We start from the raw sequence: 18,244 nt of genomic DNA, 5'->3' as shown, positions 1-18,244 counted from the left end.
CACCCATCTTTTTGAAGTGCGTTTTTGACGACTTCATGAAACTTGTCTTTGGCTGACATTGTAACGGTTGCTAATACCACACCCAATATTTTAACAGGGTTTGTTGTCTGGTCGCACTAAGGATTTAGGTACATGTGGACTAATTAATGTATACGCTTCTGATTTAATCGAGATTACTGCTTCTGGTACTGATGTGACTGCACCTAGTGGTATTTATTCTACGGTTATTGATGGCGCCAGTGTTGGGGACGTGGGGACGCGGGGAGGACACAAGGATCGTGAGACTTGTGGCAGCATGAGCCTTGTAAACCCGCGCGTTATTGATTTTTTCTCCGCGTCCCCGTGTCGCGTGGGTTTCACGATTTCTTAGTGCCATTCGAAGCTATGCCTCACCTGCAGGCATAAATACTGTTGATGTTATAACTTATGCTCATTCTGGGAATAATAGCTTGCGTTTTGTCCTTACGCAGTCCTGTAAGTAAAGATTTATTAAACTTTGATAAGGAATACCTGTTTCTTCAGTAAGACTTTTAAAATAGTTAACGACATCATCCTCTAGCCTGATTGTTACTGGCTTTTTGAGTTTTTTAGCGTATGGGTTTTTAACAGATTCAGAAAAATCGTATTCTTCTTTCATGAGAAAAAATCACGGTACTGTTGACGTTCTCGCTTGGTTGCTATACGTGCTGAGATGATACGAATAAGTTCATCGTTTTCTTTATAGATATGGCAAACGATAAGTAATCGTAAAACGCTGCTTACACCTAATAAGATATAACGTTTTTCTCCGACAGAGTGTTCTGGGTCATACGTCAAACGCGCGTTCTCGTCATAAAAGACGGTTTGCGCTTCCTCAAACGAAACACCGTGTTTTCGCTCGTTTGATTCTGCTTTTTGTTCATCCCACGAATACTATATTTTTTTTCGGTTGGGATTTCAATATACAAAAATGTTCACAATTATCCTGTGGGATGGGTATCGAAACCTGTATGAATATTTGTTAATTTAACTCTTGCGTAGAGACGCGATTCAATCGCGTCTCTACAAAAATTGGCTTGTATGGTGGGCAGTGCCACCTTACTTAGTAGTGGTTGCCTGATTTGCGGTGGTGGACTGCGGTGACGCCATCTTGATTTAGGACTTTACCGTCGTCTACTGTGGCGTATACTAACCAATGGTCGCCTACTTCCATACGGTCTTTGACGGTACATTCTAAATAAGCTAAGGCGCCCATCAAAACAGGTGAACCATTAGCAGCATCAGTTGTTTCTAACCCAGCAAATCTATCTTGACCTGGTGCGTAGTTTTTCATGAAGTGCTTCCGAATTTCTCTACCTTCTGCCAAAATATTTACAGCAAAGCTGTTTCCGGAGTGCATTAAAGGTTCTAACGCACGGTCTTTAGCTACAGAAATAGTCAAACCAGGGGGATTAAAGCTTGCCTGTGATATCCACGATGCGAGCATAGCGCTTGATACATCACCTTGCTTTGCGGTAATTACTGACATTGAACCAAGAATTCTTCCTACAGCTTGTTCTAAACTGCTTGCAGGTGCTGAAGCTACTCGAACTCGGTTTATACGTTTAATAGCTTGGGCAAAGTCGGTTCCTGCTTCTTCGCAAAATTGGATTGTTTTATCGTCGGGTTTGAATTTGACGCGGATAGGGTCAAACCCAAAACGGTATCCTCCGTCTTTGAGTTTTGTTTCTAATATGTCAATAGCTTCACCGCTCCAACCATAGGAACCAAATACTCCTGCAAGTTTGGTTTTGCTAGCGTTGGCTAGTACTATTCCTAAAGCTGTTTGTACGGGTGTGGGTGCATGTCCTCCTAATGTGGGAGAACCCATGATAAACCCTGCTGATTTTTCGACAGCTTCTTGAATTTCTGCTGGGTCGGCAAATTCACAGTTTATTGATTCTACTCTTACACCTGCTTTAGTAATACCGTAGGCAATAGCTTGAGCTACTGTTGCGGTATTCCCGTATGCTGAAGCATAAATTAATGCTACGGTGTTTTCTTGGTTGGTTTGTTGCTGTATCCATTCGCGATACGCTTTGGTTAATTCGATTAACCCATACCGCACCATTGGTCCGTGGTTAGGAGCGTACATCCGCACTTTCAAATCAGACAGCTTTTCTAGTGCTGTATCAACTTGACGCGCGTGAGGCGCCATTACACACTCAAAGTAATATCTTCTATCCTCTAGGAACGATTGCCAACCTTCATCAAATACTTGGTCGCCACATATATGGGCGCCGAATAATTTGTCTGTGTATAAAATTTCTGTCTGCGGGTCGTAGGTGCAAAGTTCGTCAGGATAACGAGGGTTAGGTGTAGGAATAAATTCTAAATGGTGTCCCTTACCCAAATCTAGTGTTTCTTCACCACGTTTGACTAATATAGGTAAATCTGGATTTTCTAACGCACCGCGTAAATTGATGGCGCCTGGGTTAGAACAAACGAACGTAATTTGAGGTGCAATTTCAAATAAAGCCTTTAATGTTGCCGCGCGGTTTGGGTTGACGTGACCGAGAATTACATAATCTATCTTTTTAAGATCAACCCGTTGCTGTAATGCATTCAAGAAAATTTCAGTGAATGTTTCTCCAGGTGGATCAATAAGGGCTATTTTATTGCCTTCGATTAAAAAACAATTCGCAGTAGTACCCTTTGCTAAAGCGTACTCAACTTCAAATCTTAAACGTGCCCAACTGCGAGAACGAAATACGCGCGTATCTGTAGCAACTGGTAAAACTTGAACATCACGAGGTTTGATTGACATAAGAGTGCTGAGTTCTGAGTGCTGAGTTCTGAGTGCTGAGTTATGAGTGCTGAGTTATGAGTTCTAAGTTCTGAGAAGGGGATGTTTGATCTAAAACTCCATACTCAGCACTCAGCACTTTTTACTCCTTAATAGTGATTACCAACTTTACGGTGGTGTACTGCGGTTAGTCCTTCGGGTCTAGAAACTCTGCCAGCGTAAACAGTACAGTAAACTATCCAGTGGTCGCCTGCATCAAGTCGGCTTGCTACTTCACATTCCATGTACGCTAGTGCATCCGCTAGAATAGGGGTGCCGTTTTGAGCTGGTTGTGTACGTACTCCTTCAAAACGGTCTGCACCTGGTGCAAATCTTTTTAGGAAGTGTTTCATTAAACCTTGATAATTACCCTCTTCGAGAACGTTAAGGACAAATTTATCACCTACTTGCATCAGTGATTCAATCGCACGGTCTTTTGCTACCGCTAGTGAAAAACCTAATGGTTTGAAGCTTGCTTGCGCTACCCACGAAGCTAACATCGCGCTTTGTACATCGCCTTTCTTCGCTGTGATAATGTATAAACCGCCACTAATTCGACCTAAAGCTTTATCAAGGTCGGCGCCTAGTGACTTCATTTGTTTGATGCTTTTATCGCGCGTTACCCACTGTGCTAAGTCAGTTCCCGCTTCTTCGCAAAGTTTGTAGGTATTCTCGGTAGGAGTTTCGCGAATTTCAATCACAGGGAATGCGACATGTAAACCTAACGCGCGGAATTTGTTGAGTAACGGATAAGTTGGTTCGTCGTTACCACCACCGGTTTCAAAAATACCAATGGCTTGTTTTTCTTTTGCAGAACCTAATATTGTACCAAGGGCACCTTGAATGTTCGCGTTGTTGGTAGTGGGAGGCATACCAATTACAATACCCGCAACTCGACCAACAAGTTCACGTAGTTCCTGTAAATCAGGGTTGCCACCCAAATCTATCATTTCTACAGCTACACCTGTTTTGCTAATACCGTTAGCAAGTGATTGAGCAAGTCGATCAGAGGCGCCATACTCAGAAACGTAGAATATACCAACTGCTGTTTCGGCTTTTGCTTGAGTTTGACTCCAGGTACGATATCTTGTTGTTAACTCCTGAACGTTGTGCGATAACAGTGGTCCGTGACCTGTAGCTATCATGTCGATTTGTTGAAGTTCGCCCATCCGCTTCAGTGCTGACAACACTGAACGTGCGTTTGGCGCCATCAAACATTCGTAGTAGTATTTATAATCTGGAGAAATTGCTTCCAAATTTTCATCGAATGTGGCATCGGAACAGTAATGCAATCCAAATGCATCACAGGTATATAATGTCTTGGTTTTGTGGTCGAATGTAAAAATGGTGTCAGGCCAGTGTAAATTGGGAGCAATTACGAATTCGAGTTCATGCCCGTTACCTAAGTCTAATTTATCGGCGTTTTTGACGATTTGCCGCTTAAATGGTGTATGTACGAGATTTTCCAAAAATTGAATCGCGACTTTTGAACCGACGACAGTAATGTCTGGCGCAAGTTTGAGAACGTCTTTGACTAAACCGCTGTGGTCAGGTTCTGTATGACTGATGATTAAATAGTCTATTTCGCTAAAGTCGATTAAACCTTTAACTGCGTCTAAATATAGATGACGGAACTTCTCATGTGAAGTATCTACTAGAGCAGTTTTCTCTCCACGAATTAAGAATGAGTTGTATGTAGTGCCATTCTGCAAGCCAAACTCAATATCAAAGCGGTCTCTATCCCAATCGAGCGAGCGAACTGCTGTTGTGTCGGTAGCTATATCAGCAATCTGTATAGTAAGTCTTTTTTGAGTCTTTTCGGTGAGTGCTACCATAAACTCTCCTCTTGTATTAATAAGTATTTATTACATCTACCTCTATTGTGGCATGAGTTAAATGTAAATAATTATTAAAAAAGCTATAGATGAGTTAAATAAAACAAAAGAGTCAGAAGGTAGGGTGCGTGACGCCATAACAATCGTAAAATAAAACGTCGGAACTAGTAGCGTCACGCACCTTACGAGTGAGAAGTTAATGTCAGAAAACTGGTTAGGGTTAATGATTGGGAATTCGCGGTTGCACTGGGGATTATTTGAAAACAAGGATTTTATCTATAGTTGGGATAGTGATTACTTATTAACCCCAGAATTACCTTGTCCTTTAAACCCTCATCTGCCTCTGTATCTTGCTTCTGTAGTTCCATCACAGACCGCCATATGGCAAAATTACCCAAATGTCAAGCTAATTAGTTTGCATTCAGTTGAGCTTATTCAAATGTATCCGACTTTGGGAATTGACAGAGCATTAGCTGTATTTGGCGCCGGTCGAGTTTTGGGGTTTCCTGTACTGGTAATTGATGCGGGAACAGCACTGACATTTACAGGTGCCGATAGTAACCAAGCATTAATTGGTGGAGCGATTTTACCAGGATTGAGTTTACAGTTGGGAAGTTTGTCGATGCGAACTGGGCAGTTACCAAATGTCGAACCACCGCACTCCTTACCTTTACGTTGGGCAATAAATACTCTAGAAGCGATGCAAAGCGGAGTTATTTACACCTTACTTGCTGGAATCAAAGATTTTGTTACAGCGTGGATACTCTTATTTCCTTTATCAAAGGTGGTGATGACAGGAGGGGATAGCTCGCTTCTTTATTCCTACTTACAACTTATTAATCCAGACATAGCCCTGTGTATCACTGTTGAACACGATTTAATTTTATGGGGAATTAAGGAAGTAGTAATTAGTATTGGTATATAATTGCTGTGATTTGTAAATCAGTATTTGTTTTTATTAACTAAAAACTGCCCTACTAGTTTTACGGCTTTTAATAAAGTTACGAATTTCTTGTGTTACATCATTGCTAGATGACTCTGGCAAATTATGCTGACCATGAGCAATCATTTTCAAGTTCGCACCTGGTATTAATTCTCCATAAGCTTGACTAACAGCAATGGCTTCTTGTGTATCTTTACCGCCTTGTAAAATTAAAACGGGAACGACTAAAAAGCTCAAACGATTTTCCAAAAATTCGGCACGTATTTCTGGAAGCTGACGGTCAAATAATAATTCACATGCAGTTGGAAATTTTTCCATAACCAAACGCTGGCGCCATTCTTCTTTGACTTTAATTTCACGTCCAAACATTTTGGTAATTGGACGCAGTAACTTTAATATCAGGAACATTAACTCAGAACGTTTAAGAATACTTCGCATGGACTTTAAACGTTTTTCAGTTGCTTCTGTCGCAACACCTTCTGGAGAAACCAAAATTAACCCAAGCACTCGCTCCGGATACTTCAAAGTATAGCTTGCCGCTATCCAGGCGCCTAATGAATCTCCAACTAAATATACGCGCTCAAGCTTAAGTATAGTCAAAAGCTCTGCCAAGCAATCAACTTGTAAATCTATAGAATAATGAATATCGGGAATTTCAGACTCTCCAAACCCCAATAGATCTGGTGCCAAACAATGGTAGTCGAGCGATAATAACTCCATCGTCGGCACCCATTGACTACCTTCGTTCCAATTACCATGTAAAAAAACGACAGTCTGCCCATTACCAACTTCACGCCAAAATAGCTGCCCAGTAGAGAGCTTTCTCCGGGAGTTACGAAATAAAGTTTCCATTTGAATGTAGAAGCAAGAAGTTAAAAGTTAATTATTTCCGTCACCGTATTTTCCACCGACTTCTGTTATACACGTTCAAAGATAGCCACGCGAAAATATACGCTCACAGGATTATTCACCTGCTATAGCCTTCAATACAAACGCACTAAATATAAATAAATGTTCTAAACTTTCAGATAGCCAGTAGATTTTTACTTAGGTTGAGCCAGGTATATTTATCATACTAGATAATTAATATCGATGGTTAATATAAAGTTAGTACAATTACCCGAAGCGCTTCCAATTATGGCGCTTCGGGTATACTGAATAATTGGTATAACTATTTATACCGCTTTCGACTGAGTGTTTTGCTAACTTACGAAAGTGTTAAAGAACCTTTCAAGTAATCTTGTAATTGTCGAGCGTGGTCGTGGGACATTGGTTCGTTGGGAATGGAATCCGGATAGAACGCTTGTATATCCATAACTTCCAATTTATCTTGAACGGCCATACTGCCTTGAACTTTGGCTTCGACAACTACGCAAATTGAATGTATTCTGGGGTCACGGTCTGGCGCCGAGTATACACCAATTAGTCGCGTAATTTTCACCAAATCCAACCCAGTTTCTTCTTTCAACTCGCGTTCAACAGTGTTAGGTATATCTTCCCCCCAATCAATCATTCCTCCGGGTAATGCCCATAGACCGTTGTCACGGCGCCGAATTAGCACAATTCTGCCATCAGGTAGAATGGGAATTATACTCGTACCGGGAATTGGGTGGCGAAATATAACACCAAGTACAGTTTGTCCGAAACGCCACCAGCTACGTGTGGTTTGAATCGCTATAGCAAACAAGGCAAGTATATTCAATCTTCAAAGTTTGTAATTTGACTTATGAGTGTTCCAACGAACCAATGAGTATCTGCTCTAAAGGAGCTATTAATTTTTGAGCTTGCGATGATAATCTTCATGGTTCGCGCTATATTCTAACGATTACCGCAGAACAAATCAATATTAACATCCATAGAATATTTAAGCTGTGTATGCCTACATACGTAAATTAGATTTATTTAATAAATACATGGTCTTTGTATTTAATACAACGTTTAAACTCACCACCAGCCCAAATTTATTCCAAATTTATTAATTATCCTTCTCAAACAATGTACCTTTTTATGGTACAAGAAAAAACTCACCTATTGATAATCCTCTTGACACAATTGTGGTATATAAGGTATACTAGTATGCTGTTCAAGAAATAAAAAAGCTAGTAAGGCAAACTATATTTGTTAAGTAGATGTCTAACATGGCTTTTTCGTTGTTTATAAAATGAGGTGAACATGGCAAAGCGCCGTAACCCAAAAAAAGAAAAGGCGCTACGGAACCAGGCTTATGCCCGGAAGTTCCGTAAACGGACTACTACGGGAAGAATGCAGCGAAGATTCCAGCAAAGACCACCTAAGAGTGAAGAAGAAGAAGGCGCAGCAGCAATGGATGCTGAGTAATATATTGCTCATGCGTTCACGCTTGTCGCTATGGTTCGGGCGTACATTCGTGTACGCCCGCTTGTTGCGTTTTACTAGTCAATATAGCTTTTACTCAGTTGGCTCGGCGCCTAAAGTCGTCCTAGCACGAGTTAATGCTTCTCTAACTTGAGTGAAGCCAGTACCACCGTAGCTGTTACGTGCAGCAACAACTTGACGAGGGGCAATAGCCTCATAAATATCAGGTTCAAAAGCGGGATGTAATTGTTTCCACTCAATTAAAGTTAAGTCAAGTAAAAGTTTATCTGCGGTAATACAAGTTTTAACAACTTTACCAACAAGGTTATAAGCTTCGCGAAATGGAACTCCTTTGGCAGCTAAATAGTCAGCTACGTCAGTAGCATTAGAAAAGTCTTCACAGACAGCGTTTTCTAAACGGGGAGTATTAAACTGCAAACCAGAGCGTAACAATATCGTCATAGCTTCTAAGCAAGCTTTGATAGTGTTAACGCTATCAAATAAGCCTTCTTTATCTTCTTGTAAGTCCTTGTTATATGCCAAGGGTAGTCCTTTCATCATCACCAGCAATGCTTGGAGATGACCGAAAACACGACCAGTTTTTCCCCGTACCAGTTCTGGAACGTCGGGGTTTTTCTTTTGGGGCATAATACTTGAACCAGTAGCACAGCTATCTAATAAGGTAACAAAGCCAAATTCTTGACTTGCCCAAAAAATTACCTCTTCAGCAAGACGGCTAAGGTGAACCATAATTAAGCTAGCTGCACAAGTAAATTCAATTGCAAAATCTCTATCGCTGACACCATCAAGGCTATTTTCGTAGACAGCATCAAAGTCTAATAATTTAGCACTATAGTGGCGGTCAATAGGAAAAGTTGTTCCAGCCAAAGCACCACACCCTAGTGGCGATATATTTACACGGTGCCAAACATCACCCAACCGTTCCCAGTCACGTTGTGCCATCTGGAAATAAGCGAGAAGGTGGTGGGCTAGACTGAGTGGTTGCGCGCGCTGTAGATGGGTGTATCCGGGTACAAGCGTTTCGATATTTTGCTCGGCAATATCAACTAATACAGATTGGAATTCTCGAAGTTGACGGCGAATTTGCTCTATTTGCGTGCGTAAATAAAGACGAGTATCAGTACCAACCTGGTCGTTACGCGAACGCGCGGTATGAAGTTTCTTACCGACATCACCAACTATTTCTGTCAGGCGCCGTTCAACAGCAAAATGTACGTCTTCAGCATCAATACCTGGGGTAAACTGGCCTGAGCGATACTCATGACGAATTTGCTCCAAACCAGAAACAAGTGTTTCACCTTCTTCTTTTGAGATAATACCAGTATGGGCGAGCATCTTCGCGTGAGCCTGCGAACCAGTTATATCGTATTCAATTAATTCAATATCAAAATTAATACTCGCATTAAAGCGAGTAATATGAGGATGCAGTCCTGATTCAAATCGGGGACTCCAATTTTTTTGCTGAGTCATAAACACCTGTTGGGAAAGTTTTACGTAGGGTGCGTGACGCTATAACAATTGTGAAATCAAACGAATGATCTGGTAGCGTCACGCACCATACTTTTAACCATAGCTAGTTAGATTCCGAATCATATAGCCAATAGCCAATCCAATCAACAGTGCCCATGCTTGCCCTGTTTGTACGAAGTGCGTAAATGACTTTTGTACCTGACCCAAGAGATTTGGGTCGGTGACGTTTTGAGCGAAAACAGTCAAATCTATAGGCACACTTTGTCCAAATTGAAACACCCAATCGCTAAAAATTTCCATATCCTATCAAATTTGTGTAAAAAATATTAGTAGAGACGCGAAACATACACTGTCTTAACCTCAATACCCAAATAATGTCCACTACTGACTCTAAGCAGAAATACTTACAGTCAAAACAAAGCTGAGAGTAAAAGCCACCAGTATTAACCAGTTTTTCGTTAAAAAATGTATCATTTTGTTTGAATTCTAAGATTGTATTAGTTTTGCAAAATACAGTCTTAACCTTAGTGTGAGGGTGGCGCCAACCGCAATTTCTCGGCTGTTCTTAAAATTTGTCCCGCTAGTACTGCAGCACCAAAGCCATTATCAATATTTACAACTCCGATACCTGCTGCACACGAGTTCAACATCGTTAACAGTGGCGCCAGTCCACCAAAACTGGCGCCGTATCCAATACTTGTAGGGACAGCCACAACGGGACAATCTGCTAAACCCGCAACTACACTGGGCAAGGCGCCTTCCATTCCAGCAACGACTATTAACACAGCTGCGGACTCGATAACGTGACGGTTATTAAGTAAACGGTGAATACCAGCAACACCAACATCCCATAGTCTCTGGACATGAAACCCACAAAGTTCGGCAGTGACGGCAGCTTCCTCAGCAATTGGTAAATCAGCAGTACCAGCAGAAATTATACCAATAATTCCGTGATGTTTCGGTTCGATTGTGGGGGGAGTAATCGCGCAAATTCTCGCCAGATCAAAATATCGCAGTTCCCTAACTTTTGGCTGCAGCGAGTAATATACATCTGGTGAAATGCGCGTTGCCATAACTACAGCGTTACGTTGCCGCATCACATTCATAATTTGAGCAATTTGTTCGGGGGTTTTGCCTTGTCCCCAAATAACTTCGGGGAAACCTGTTCTTAGTTCACGGTGATGGTCAATTTTTGCAAATTCTCCAACAGGTTCATATGCTAAATCTTTGAGTTTATCGAATGCGGTATCCTTACTCAGACTACCATTCGCAACAGATTCGAGAAGGTCGCGCAAATTTTGATAATTTGTCATTTAATTATTCTTTCAATTTTAACTCGTACTTATTCCATAATGTTCCACCTTGGGCGCCAAGCGCAGAAAATTTCACGTTTTGAATACGGTTTCGGGTTGCTACCAAAGATAATGGAGTAACTAAGTAAATTTCGGGTAAATACTCCTGCGTTATTTGCTGAGTTTTTGCGTAAATTTCCTTACGTTTATTGTCGTCTAATTCTTGTGCTGCTTCGATATACAGGCGCCCAATTTCTTCTTCCCAGTCATTAACTCTTCTGTTAATTAATTGTTCTTGTCCTCGCTGTGTCTTTTGGTTGAAGGAATGGGAGTTACCATCTGGTGTCCATTTGTTTGCTCCATCATTAGGTTCCAACGAACCAGTAAAACCAAGTAAATAACACTCCCAATCAAGATCATTATTTAGTTTATTAACAAGCGTGTTAAAAGAAATAGGATTAGAGTCTACCTTTATACCAATTTTAGCTAAATCTCCCTTGATTTGCGCTGCCATTGTCACACGAGTTTTGTTTTCCACGTTTGTAATCAAAGTAAAACGAACACGATTCCCATCAGCATCAAGCAACTGTTGTTTACTATCATATTTGAATCCGGCATCTAAAAGTAATTTTTTTGCCTTTTCTAAATTGTATTCGTAAACCTTCAAACCCTTCTCAGGTGATAAATAATACGGACTTTGAATATCGATAGGTGAGTTATGTAATTCACCCAAACCCCGCAATACATTATTTAACATTGTCTCACGGTCGATAGCATGAGCAACCGCGCGTCTAAATGCGATATTATTAAACCAGCGTGATTTTACAGGGTTAACTAAAGGTTGTCCATTTTTGCGCTTGCCTGTGTTCAAGTTAAAAGAAATAAAGCTTTTGCTAAAAGCTGCTCCACCATTATATATAGTAAAATTACCGCGTTTTTCTTCTTTCTTGAGCAAAGCAAAGTTTTCTGGAGAAACAATCAACGTATCCAAACCACCCGAACGAAATTGTAGTACTCCAGTATCTGTCGATTCAATAATTTCCCAAATGACTCGTTCAACATAAGGCAACCTATTACCTTGAGTATCTTGGCGCCAGTAATAAGGGTTACGCTTAAATATTAGCCGTTGACTAGGAATATATCTATCAATCAAATAAGCACCATTAACTATCACATCAGATGGGTTAGTGCCAGTACCCCATGTTGATAGAAATAATGGATTACCGTTTTTGTCTTTAGTTATAGTACTTTTATATAAAGCGTGTTTCGGTAAAATTCCTACACCATCAGGAGAACCAGTAGTTGAAAACAAAAACGGTGCAAACGGTTCAGGGAAAATAAACTCTACTCTACGCTGATCAATTTGACGCACTTCGGGGAACGCACGACTCTTACCAATTTTGAGAGTATCTTGCCAACCTGTAGGAATATCTTTGTTAAAAACAATATCTTTATAAGTAAAAACAACATCTTCTGCTGTCAATGGTTGACCATCCGACCACTTCAAATTATCACGTAAAGTAAAAGTCACCCGCTTATTATCCTGAGAGAACTGCCACGACTCAGCTAAAGCAGGCTCAATTTTCCTCGTCATCGCATTAATAGTAGTCAAACCCTCAGCGGTAAACAGAAAGACATTCGGAAATTCTTCGTTGAGAGCAAAATTAAAAGTTTTAGGGTCACTCAACAAAGTAGTAGTCCACTGTGACTGATTACTTTTAGCTCTTAAATTACTAGGATTACAACTAGTAAGTGCAAACTGAAAAAATATGAATAATATACCCGCCAATACCAATGCAACCCAACGGCGCCAATACCGCAAATCGTGAATCATAGCTCGTAGTAAGCGCGGAGCGCGCTTTCTTCTTTGTAAGCCATATATTATACACACATAAAATAATATTTAGCAATCTGCTCACAATTTTTATACTACAAACGGGTAAACTTTGAACTTTTGTCATGAGTCGCGAACGTAAACGCAGTTTTCCCACTTTCTTGTTTTTAAACGTAAACTAGTAGTATAAATTCATTTGAAAATATACTTCGTTCAAAATCATAATCTAGACAAATAATATTTGTGTAAATGTATCAATAAATTCAATAAAAAATTACTACAATAAATGATAAATAAACAGAAACATTAGCATAATTCAATCTTAATACCATACAGATAAAGTTTGGATTGTATAAGTTGCCAATCCCAACATTATTTTGGTAAAAAAATGCCTATCAAAAAAGCAAATATATCATTGTATTTTACGCTGCTATTGTTAGGTATATTTACCTCAACTGCAAGCGCACAAACCGCATCGACAAAAGAAATTAGTCAAGTAAATCAAACAGTTGGCAAGTCAGGAAAACTACTGGCTCAAACTGAAGAAAACGCGACATCAGATACACAGACAATTATATTTAGTCCGCGCGTTGGTGCTGGGTATACTACAGAAGGGTCAGGTTTTAACTCTTACGGTAGTTTTGAAGGCTTTTTCCCTTTAATGCAAACCCCACGATAAGGGTGTTAGTTTTGGTTCGGATGGTGATGCTGTCTTAGGATTAGGTAATGTTTCCAACAACACTGTAACTAATGTCGGTGGTATTGGTATTGCCCTCCGCTCGCGTCAGACTTCCAATACAAATTATGTTGCTGTATTCCGACTTGAAGATTCATTGCTATCAACTAATACAGGTACATTTACTCCTGTATTACCTCTACCTACTGGTGCTAATAGCGTTGGTACTAATAACTTTACCAGCGTACCAGCAGGTAGCTGTGGCGCCGCTTTTGCTCAGTAATTCTACTATTTGATCCCCCAACCCCCTTTTATAAGGGGGCTAAAAGATAAAACATTATTTTTTAGTCAAAAGCACGGACTAATTTTATTTCCTTTTATCGATAGTGATGATAAGGGTAATTCAATTTATGGTCTACAGGTACAAGGAAATTTTTGATTGTTACTTTCAAAGTACTAAACCTAAAAAATATTTAAAAATGTTTATGGTGCGTAACGCTACAAAATCTTCGCTTCGTTGAAATATTGTTATAGCGTTACGCACCCTACGAAGCTTACACCTTGACAGGGCTAGCAATGCCCACCTTACTAACTAGCTTTTGCATCTTTAACTTTCATTTCATAAATGTTCCAGTTAAAGCTTTGGGGAGAAGAAAAAATCGAAGTGTATTTTAAACCTTCCACTTTGTTACGTACTGCAACAAGAGATAAGGAATTAACCAAGTGAATAAATGGTAAATACTCTTGTGCAAGACGCTGTGTTTCGTCGTAAATAGCTTTGCGCTTTGCTTCGTCAGATTCTCTGGCGCCATCAATGTAAAGTTTGTCGATTTTCTTCTCCCAATCAGATACTTCCCATCCTGTAACAGGAGTTTGTCCGCTTTGAGCATTTTGGTTGAAAACGTGGAAGTTTCCTTCGACTGACCAAACGTTATAACCATCATTTGGCTCTATTCCACCAGTAATGGCGCCTAACCAGCATTCCCAATCAAGCGTATTCGATATTTTCTCGCCAATAACACTAAAGTCGAGGAACAGTAAATCGACTTGAATACCCACCTGGGCAAGATTTTGTTTGATTGTAGCTGGAACAGTTGGTCTACCACCAGAGGTTGTCATCATTGAAAAGCGAACTTTATTTCCGTCTGCATCCAAAAGTTGATTTCTGGCATCGTATTTAAATCCAGATTTTACTAAAAGTTGTTTAGCTTTTTCTGGATTGTATTCGTAGCGTTTGAGACCTTCTTGGGGAGACAAGTAATAAGGACTGGGAACGGAAATCGGAGAATCTTGGGTTTCTCCCAAACCACGTAAGTTATTGTTGATTAGAGTTGGACGGTCGATTGCATAAGCTACTGCTTGCCTGAAACCAACATTGTTGAACCACTTCGACTTTATCGGGTCAATAAGGGGTTTACCATTACGAGAACCTTTGTTGAGATTGAATGTTACAAAACCAGTTCCCGAATCTGGGCCTGCATTTTCGATTTTGAAATTAGCTCGTTTTTCTTCGCGTTTAAGCAACTGGAAGCTACCTGGACCAATTTCGAGTAAATCTAATCCTCCAGAACGAAACTGCATTAGCGCAGTATCCGCATTTTCTACGATTTGCCAAACCACACGCTCGATTTGTGGTAAGGGTTTACCTTGAGCATCTTTACGCCAGTAATATGGGTTACGCCGAAATACCAAACGTTGATTAGATGCATAGCTTTCGATAGTATACGGACCATTTACTACAATTTTCTTGGGGTCGGTGTCAGTTCCCCAAGTTGAAAGAAATTCAGGTCTTCCATCACCACGTTTAGTTTCAACTGCTTTACGCAGTGCGTGTTCTGGTATTATGGCTATGCCTGCGGCAACACTACGTAAAAATGGTGAATAAGGTTCAGGTAAAGCAAACTCAACATTTAGCTCATCTATTTTACTAACTTTTGGAAAAGTTTTACTTTTACCAATACGAAGAGCATCTTGAGCATAGGTGGAGATGCTTTTGTTCATGTAAACGTCTTTAAAGGAAAAAACCACATCATCCGCAGTTAATGGTTTTCCATCCGACCATTTCAACCCTGAGCGCAACTTAAAAGTATACTTAAGTTTATCTGGAGAGATTGTCCAAGATTCTGCTAGCGCTGGCTCAATTTCTTTAGTTACTCCATTGGTATTAGCCAGCTGCTCGTAAGTAAAGCTCGAAATATTAGGAGATTCTTGAATTAGCGCGTTGTTAAAGGTTTTTGGGTTAGTTGTTGCCGATACAACTAGTTGCGGAACTTGTGCAGCTTGGGTTTTAAAGTCGCTAGGGTTACAAGCGTTGAGGGTCATAGCTACAAACACCCCAACGAAAGCCAAAATCCAAGTACGTTTATTGAATATTTGGTTTGAAATAATAAAATTCATAAGTTATATTCCTTAGTAATAGGTAGGGTGGGCACTGCCCACCGTACAATTAGTACAAATTAATTATCAATTACTTTTAATTCATATATATTCCATAAGGCGCCACCATAAGCAGAGTACTTAACATTTTGAACTCGATTACGCACAGCCATTAAGGATATGGGATTGAACAAGTAAATGTAAGGTAAGTTTTCAGCAGCAATCCGTTCAGCTTGCCAGTATATTTCTTTACGCTTGTTCTCATCAAGTTCTTGGGCGCCTTCAACATACAACCGAGCGATTTCTTCTTCCCAAGGTTGGATTTCACGTCCTTGGACAGGTGGTTGTCCGGCGGTTGGCGCCTGGTTAAAAGGTCGATATTCACCGTTGACTGCCCAAAAATTTGCAGCACCATTAGGGTCAACCCCACCGCCACCAACTGCACCATAGTGTGCTTCCCAGTCAAAAGAACTACCTAGTTTATCGCCCAAAGTACCAAAATCAATTTGCTGCAAGTCCATTTGTATACCAATTTTCGCCATATCAAGTTTCATTTGCGAAGCGACAATTGCCCCAGTGGGACTTCCTGTTGCAGCAGTTAATATGAAGCGAACACGATTTCCATCTTTATCGAGAAGTTGACCTCTTTCGTTGTATTTAAATCCTGCTTGGAGTAAAAGTTTTTTGGCTTTTTCTGGGTCATAGTTATATACCTTTAAACCTTTTTCAGGAGAAAGGTAAAAAGGACTACCTGAATACGTTGCTGAGTACTGTAACTGTCCTATTCCCCGGAAAGCATTAGTTAGCATAGTGGGGCGGTCAATAGCGTGGGCTATTGCTTGACGAAATTCTTTAGTTCTAAACCAGCGTGACTTAATGGGGTCAATGAAAGGTTTACCATTGCGACTGCCCGTATTTTGATTAAAAGTTACATAAATAGCTATTTGGTCGGGTCCACCTTCATAAATTCTAAAATTTCCGCGCTTTTCTTCTTGTTTCAACAGTGAAAAATTTCTCGGCGCCACTTCAAGCAAATCTAGTCCACCAGAGCGGAACTGCATCAAAGAAGTATCAGGACTTTCAACGATTTGCCACACCATTCGATCAATATAAGGCATCTGCTTACCTTGAGCATCACGGCGCCAGTAGTAAGGATTACGGCGAAATACTACCCTTTCACTAGTTTTGTAGCTGTCCAGCATAAAAGGACCATTTGAAACAATTTTTTTCGGGTCTGTACCTGTACCCCAAGTTGATAAAAACTGAAGGTTTCCGCTTGCGTCTTTTTTATCTAATGTATCTTGTAGCACATGCTGAGGTAGAACCGCTAATCCGCCAATAGTTCGTAATAATGGTGCAAAAGGTTCAGGAGAACTTACCTCAATACGACGATCGTCTAATTTAGTAACACTTGGGAAAACGCGATTTTTACCGATAACTACAACGTCACGAATACTCGTAGGAATACTTTTGTTGAAGTATATTTTGTTAAATGTGAAAACAACATCATCTGCCGTCAGCGGTTTTCCATCTGACCATTTCAAATTTTCCCGTAGAGTAAAGATGATTTTTTGTCCTTCCTCTTTCCATGACTCTGCCAATGCAGGTTCAAGGTCAGCTGTAACACCATTTTCCATCAACATCCCCTCGTATATTGGTGCGAATACGTTTGGAGACTCTTTACTGAGGACGTAGTTGAAGGTTTTAGGTTCTGCTGTAATTGCATATACCAACTGTGGAACCTGTGCAGCCTTAATTTTAAAATCACTTGGGTTGCAACCGTTGAGCGTAAGAGCAATAAATGTTCCCACTAACAATAAAATCCAGCTACGCTTAAATATTTGAGTCAAACTCGCAAAATTCATATACTTTACTCTATGCTTTTAGCCTCGGCGCCGTTATAGCACCGTCAAAATTTATATAAGTATATATACTTAGGATAAATAAATAATTCAGTAGATATACTGTTTGTGGCAATTATCATAACAAATTTTTTGATTTACACGTATAGCGCGTTATCGGCGCCTGACAATCGAAATAACAATTTAGGAGTTTTGCACTTGTAACCAACCTAGGAAATTTGTTGTTTTGCTGAAATATTCAATACCCGCATCTCGCATTAAATTTGTAACTTTTCGTTGACTAAATTCTTGAGTATTAAAACTTAAAAATGCTTTTTTTGTATTAGGATGTAAGCGTGCATGGTGAATAATACATTCTAAGATTATTTTGTCAATCAAATGCTTATCCTCTAAAATACCTCTTTCTACGCTATCCTGAATTGCCGCAATTCCTAAAGGTATTTCTTCTGCGTTATTAGTAAGTTTGTCATAAGCAAATTTAAAGCGGTTTTTAGTGTCATTTATTCTTTCTCGAAAACTAACTCTTGATTGTTGAAGTTGTGCATAAAGTAAACGAGCTTTTTCAGAAGTGACATCTCGCTCTGCTTCATTAATTTGCATGATTATTTTGCTAATAAAATCTTGATTATATTTTTCTTCTTGCTGCAAAGTCATTCGAGCTTCTAAAAAACAAATACTGGGTATGGCTATAGAAATCGTCGATGGTATATTTAACAGTAAATCCTCTGCTTCAGCATCTTGACCTTTAGCTATGCCCATTATTAAATTAGTCTCAACGTATAATATTACGGTCATTAG

The 18,244-nt window shown here is 40.0% G+C and carries 17 protein-coding genes and 1 pseudogene; 5 read left to right on the top strand and 13 right to left on the bottom strand.

Going from position 1 to position 18,244, the window contains the following annotated elements; genetic code table 11:
- Positions 1 to 103: 103 nt before the first annotated feature.
- Positions 104 to 370 (top strand): hypothetical protein, encoded by a 267-nt coding sequence (locus tag AC2JBO_RS17895; RefSeq protein WP_496955001.1) that lies wholly within the window; start codon positions 104 to 106, stop codon positions 368 to 370.
- A 60-nt stretch (positions 371 to 430) separates the two neighbouring features.
- Here the strand turns inward: AC2JBO_RS17895 and AC2JBO_RS17890 are convergent, their stop codons facing one another.
- From AC2JBO_RS17890 to AC2JBO_RS17875, 4 genes and pseudogenes are all read right to left on the bottom strand, one after another.
- Positions 431 to 637, bottom strand: coding sequence for a BrnA antitoxin family protein (locus tag AC2JBO_RS17890; RefSeq protein WP_496955000.1), 207 nt, complete (start codon positions 635 to 637; stop codon positions 431 to 433).
- Positions 634 to 894: pseudogene (locus tag AC2JBO_RS17885) on the bottom strand (BrnT family toxin); the annotation flags it as partial. The pseudogene AC2JBO_RS17885 and the gene AC2JBO_RS17890, both read right to left, overlap by 4 nt.
- Positions 895 to 1,081: 187 nt before the next feature.
- Positions 1,082 to 2,785 carry a diflavin flavoprotein gene (locus AC2JBO_RS17880; protein ID WP_496954999.1) on the bottom strand — a complete coding sequence of 568 codons (1,704 nt, stop codon included), beginning with the start codon at positions 2,783 to 2,785 and terminating at the stop codon, positions 1,082 to 1,084.
- 128 nt (positions 2,786 to 2,913) lie between these two features.
- Complete coding sequence (locus tag AC2JBO_RS17875; RefSeq protein WP_496954998.1) at positions 2,914 to 4,638, bottom strand: diflavin flavoprotein; 1,725 nt, start codon at positions 4,636 to 4,638, stop codon at positions 2,914 to 2,916.
- A 199-nt stretch (positions 4,639 to 4,837) separates the two neighbouring features.
- Here AC2JBO_RS17875 and AC2JBO_RS17870 point away from each other — a divergent pair, with 199 nt between their 5' ends.
- The gene (locus AC2JBO_RS17870) at positions 4,838 to 5,563 is read left to right on the top strand and encodes a pantothenate kinase (protein ID WP_496954997.1); all 726 of its coding nucleotides are present in this window, start codon (positions 4,838 to 4,840) and stop codon (positions 5,561 to 5,563) included.
- 33 nt (positions 5,564 to 5,596) lie between these two features.
- Here the strand turns inward: AC2JBO_RS17870 and AC2JBO_RS17865 are convergent, their stop codons facing one another.
- Entirely contained in the window at positions 5,597 to 6,433 is an 837-nt protein-coding gene (locus tag AC2JBO_RS17865) for an alpha/beta fold hydrolase (RefSeq protein ID WP_496954996.1), read from the bottom strand.
- Between the two features lie 355 nt (positions 6,434 to 6,788).
- The gene (locus AC2JBO_RS17860; protein ID WP_496954995.1) at positions 6,789 to 7,283 is read right to left on the bottom strand and encodes an NUDIX hydrolase; all 495 of its coding nucleotides are present in this window, start codon (positions 7,281 to 7,283) and stop codon (positions 6,789 to 6,791) included.
- Between the two features lie 470 nt (positions 7,284 to 7,753).
- Between AC2JBO_RS17860 and AC2JBO_RS17855 the strand changes: the two genes are divergently transcribed.
- Positions 7,754 to 7,918 (top strand): Asl3888 family RNA-binding protein, encoded by a 165-nt coding sequence (locus tag AC2JBO_RS17855; RefSeq protein WP_496954994.1) that lies wholly within the window; start codon positions 7,754 to 7,756, stop codon positions 7,916 to 7,918.
- A 90-nt stretch (positions 7,919 to 8,008) separates the two neighbouring features.
- Here AC2JBO_RS17855 and argH read toward each other — a convergent pair whose 3' ends face one another.
- The 4 genes from argH to AC2JBO_RS17835 form a co-directional block, all read right to left on the bottom strand.
- The gene (gene argH / locus AC2JBO_RS17850; RefSeq protein WP_496954993.1) at positions 8,009 to 9,406 is read right to left on the bottom strand and encodes an argininosuccinate lyase; all 1,398 of its coding nucleotides are present in this window, start codon (positions 9,404 to 9,406) and stop codon (positions 8,009 to 8,011) included.
- Positions 9,407 to 9,499: 93 nt separating this feature from the next.
- Positions 9,500 to 9,706, bottom strand: a complete 207-nt coding sequence (locus AC2JBO_RS17845; protein WP_496954992.1) for a hypothetical protein — start codon at positions 9,704 to 9,706, stop codon at positions 9,500 to 9,502.
- 224 nt (positions 9,707 to 9,930) lie between these two features.
- The gene (gene larB / locus AC2JBO_RS17840; protein ID WP_496954991.1) at positions 9,931 to 10,719 is read right to left on the bottom strand and encodes a nickel pincer cofactor biosynthesis protein LarB; all 789 of its coding nucleotides are present in this window, start codon (positions 10,717 to 10,719) and stop codon (positions 9,931 to 9,933) included.
- A 4-nt stretch (positions 10,720 to 10,723) separates the two neighbouring features.
- Positions 10,724 to 12,532 (bottom strand): ABC transporter substrate-binding protein, encoded by a 1,809-nt coding sequence (locus AC2JBO_RS17835; RefSeq protein ID WP_496954990.1) that lies wholly within the window; start codon positions 12,530 to 12,532, stop codon positions 10,724 to 10,726.
- Between the two features lie 388 nt (positions 12,533 to 12,920).
- On the opposite strand from AC2JBO_RS17835, the gene AC2JBO_RS17830 reads away from it, so the two are divergent.
- A complete protein-coding gene (locus tag AC2JBO_RS17830) occupies positions 12,921 to 13,211 on the top strand; it encodes a hypothetical protein (protein ID WP_496954989.1) in 291 nt (96 codons plus the stop codon).
- A gap of 154 nt (positions 13,212 to 13,365) precedes the next feature.
- On the top strand, positions 13,366 to 13,491 hold the full coding sequence (locus AC2JBO_RS17825; RefSeq protein ID WP_496954988.1) for a hypothetical protein: 126 nt from the start codon (positions 13,366 to 13,368) through the stop codon (positions 13,489 to 13,491).
- A gap of 305 nt (positions 13,492 to 13,796) precedes the next feature.
- Here AC2JBO_RS17825 and AC2JBO_RS17820 read toward each other — a convergent pair whose 3' ends face one another.
- The 3 genes from AC2JBO_RS17820 to AC2JBO_RS17810 all read right to left on the bottom strand — a co-directional run bounded on the left by AC2JBO_RS17820 (position 13,797) and on the right by AC2JBO_RS17810 (position 18,241).
- Positions 13,797 to 15,605, bottom strand: coding sequence for an ABC transporter substrate-binding protein (locus AC2JBO_RS17820; RefSeq protein WP_496954987.1), 1,809 nt, complete (start codon positions 15,603 to 15,605; stop codon positions 13,797 to 13,799).
- A 59-nt stretch (positions 15,606 to 15,664) separates the two neighbouring features.
- Complete coding sequence (locus tag AC2JBO_RS17815; RefSeq protein ID WP_496954986.1) at positions 15,665 to 17,449, bottom strand: ABC transporter substrate-binding protein; 1,785 nt, start codon at positions 17,447 to 17,449, stop codon at positions 15,665 to 15,667.
- A 180-nt stretch (positions 17,450 to 17,629) separates the two neighbouring features.
- Positions 17,630 to 18,241: a PIN domain-containing protein gene (locus AC2JBO_RS17810; RefSeq protein WP_496954985.1), complete on the bottom strand. Its 612-nt coding sequence runs from the start codon at positions 18,239 to 18,241 to the stop codon at positions 17,630 to 17,632.
- Positions 18,242 to 18,244 lie beyond the last annotated feature (3 nt).

The organism is Calothrix sp. CBUCES-K 9914, from assembly GCF_059640475.1.
Note: the sequence above shows the minus strand (reverse complement) of the source record. Positions and strands in the feature narration are given on the sequence as shown.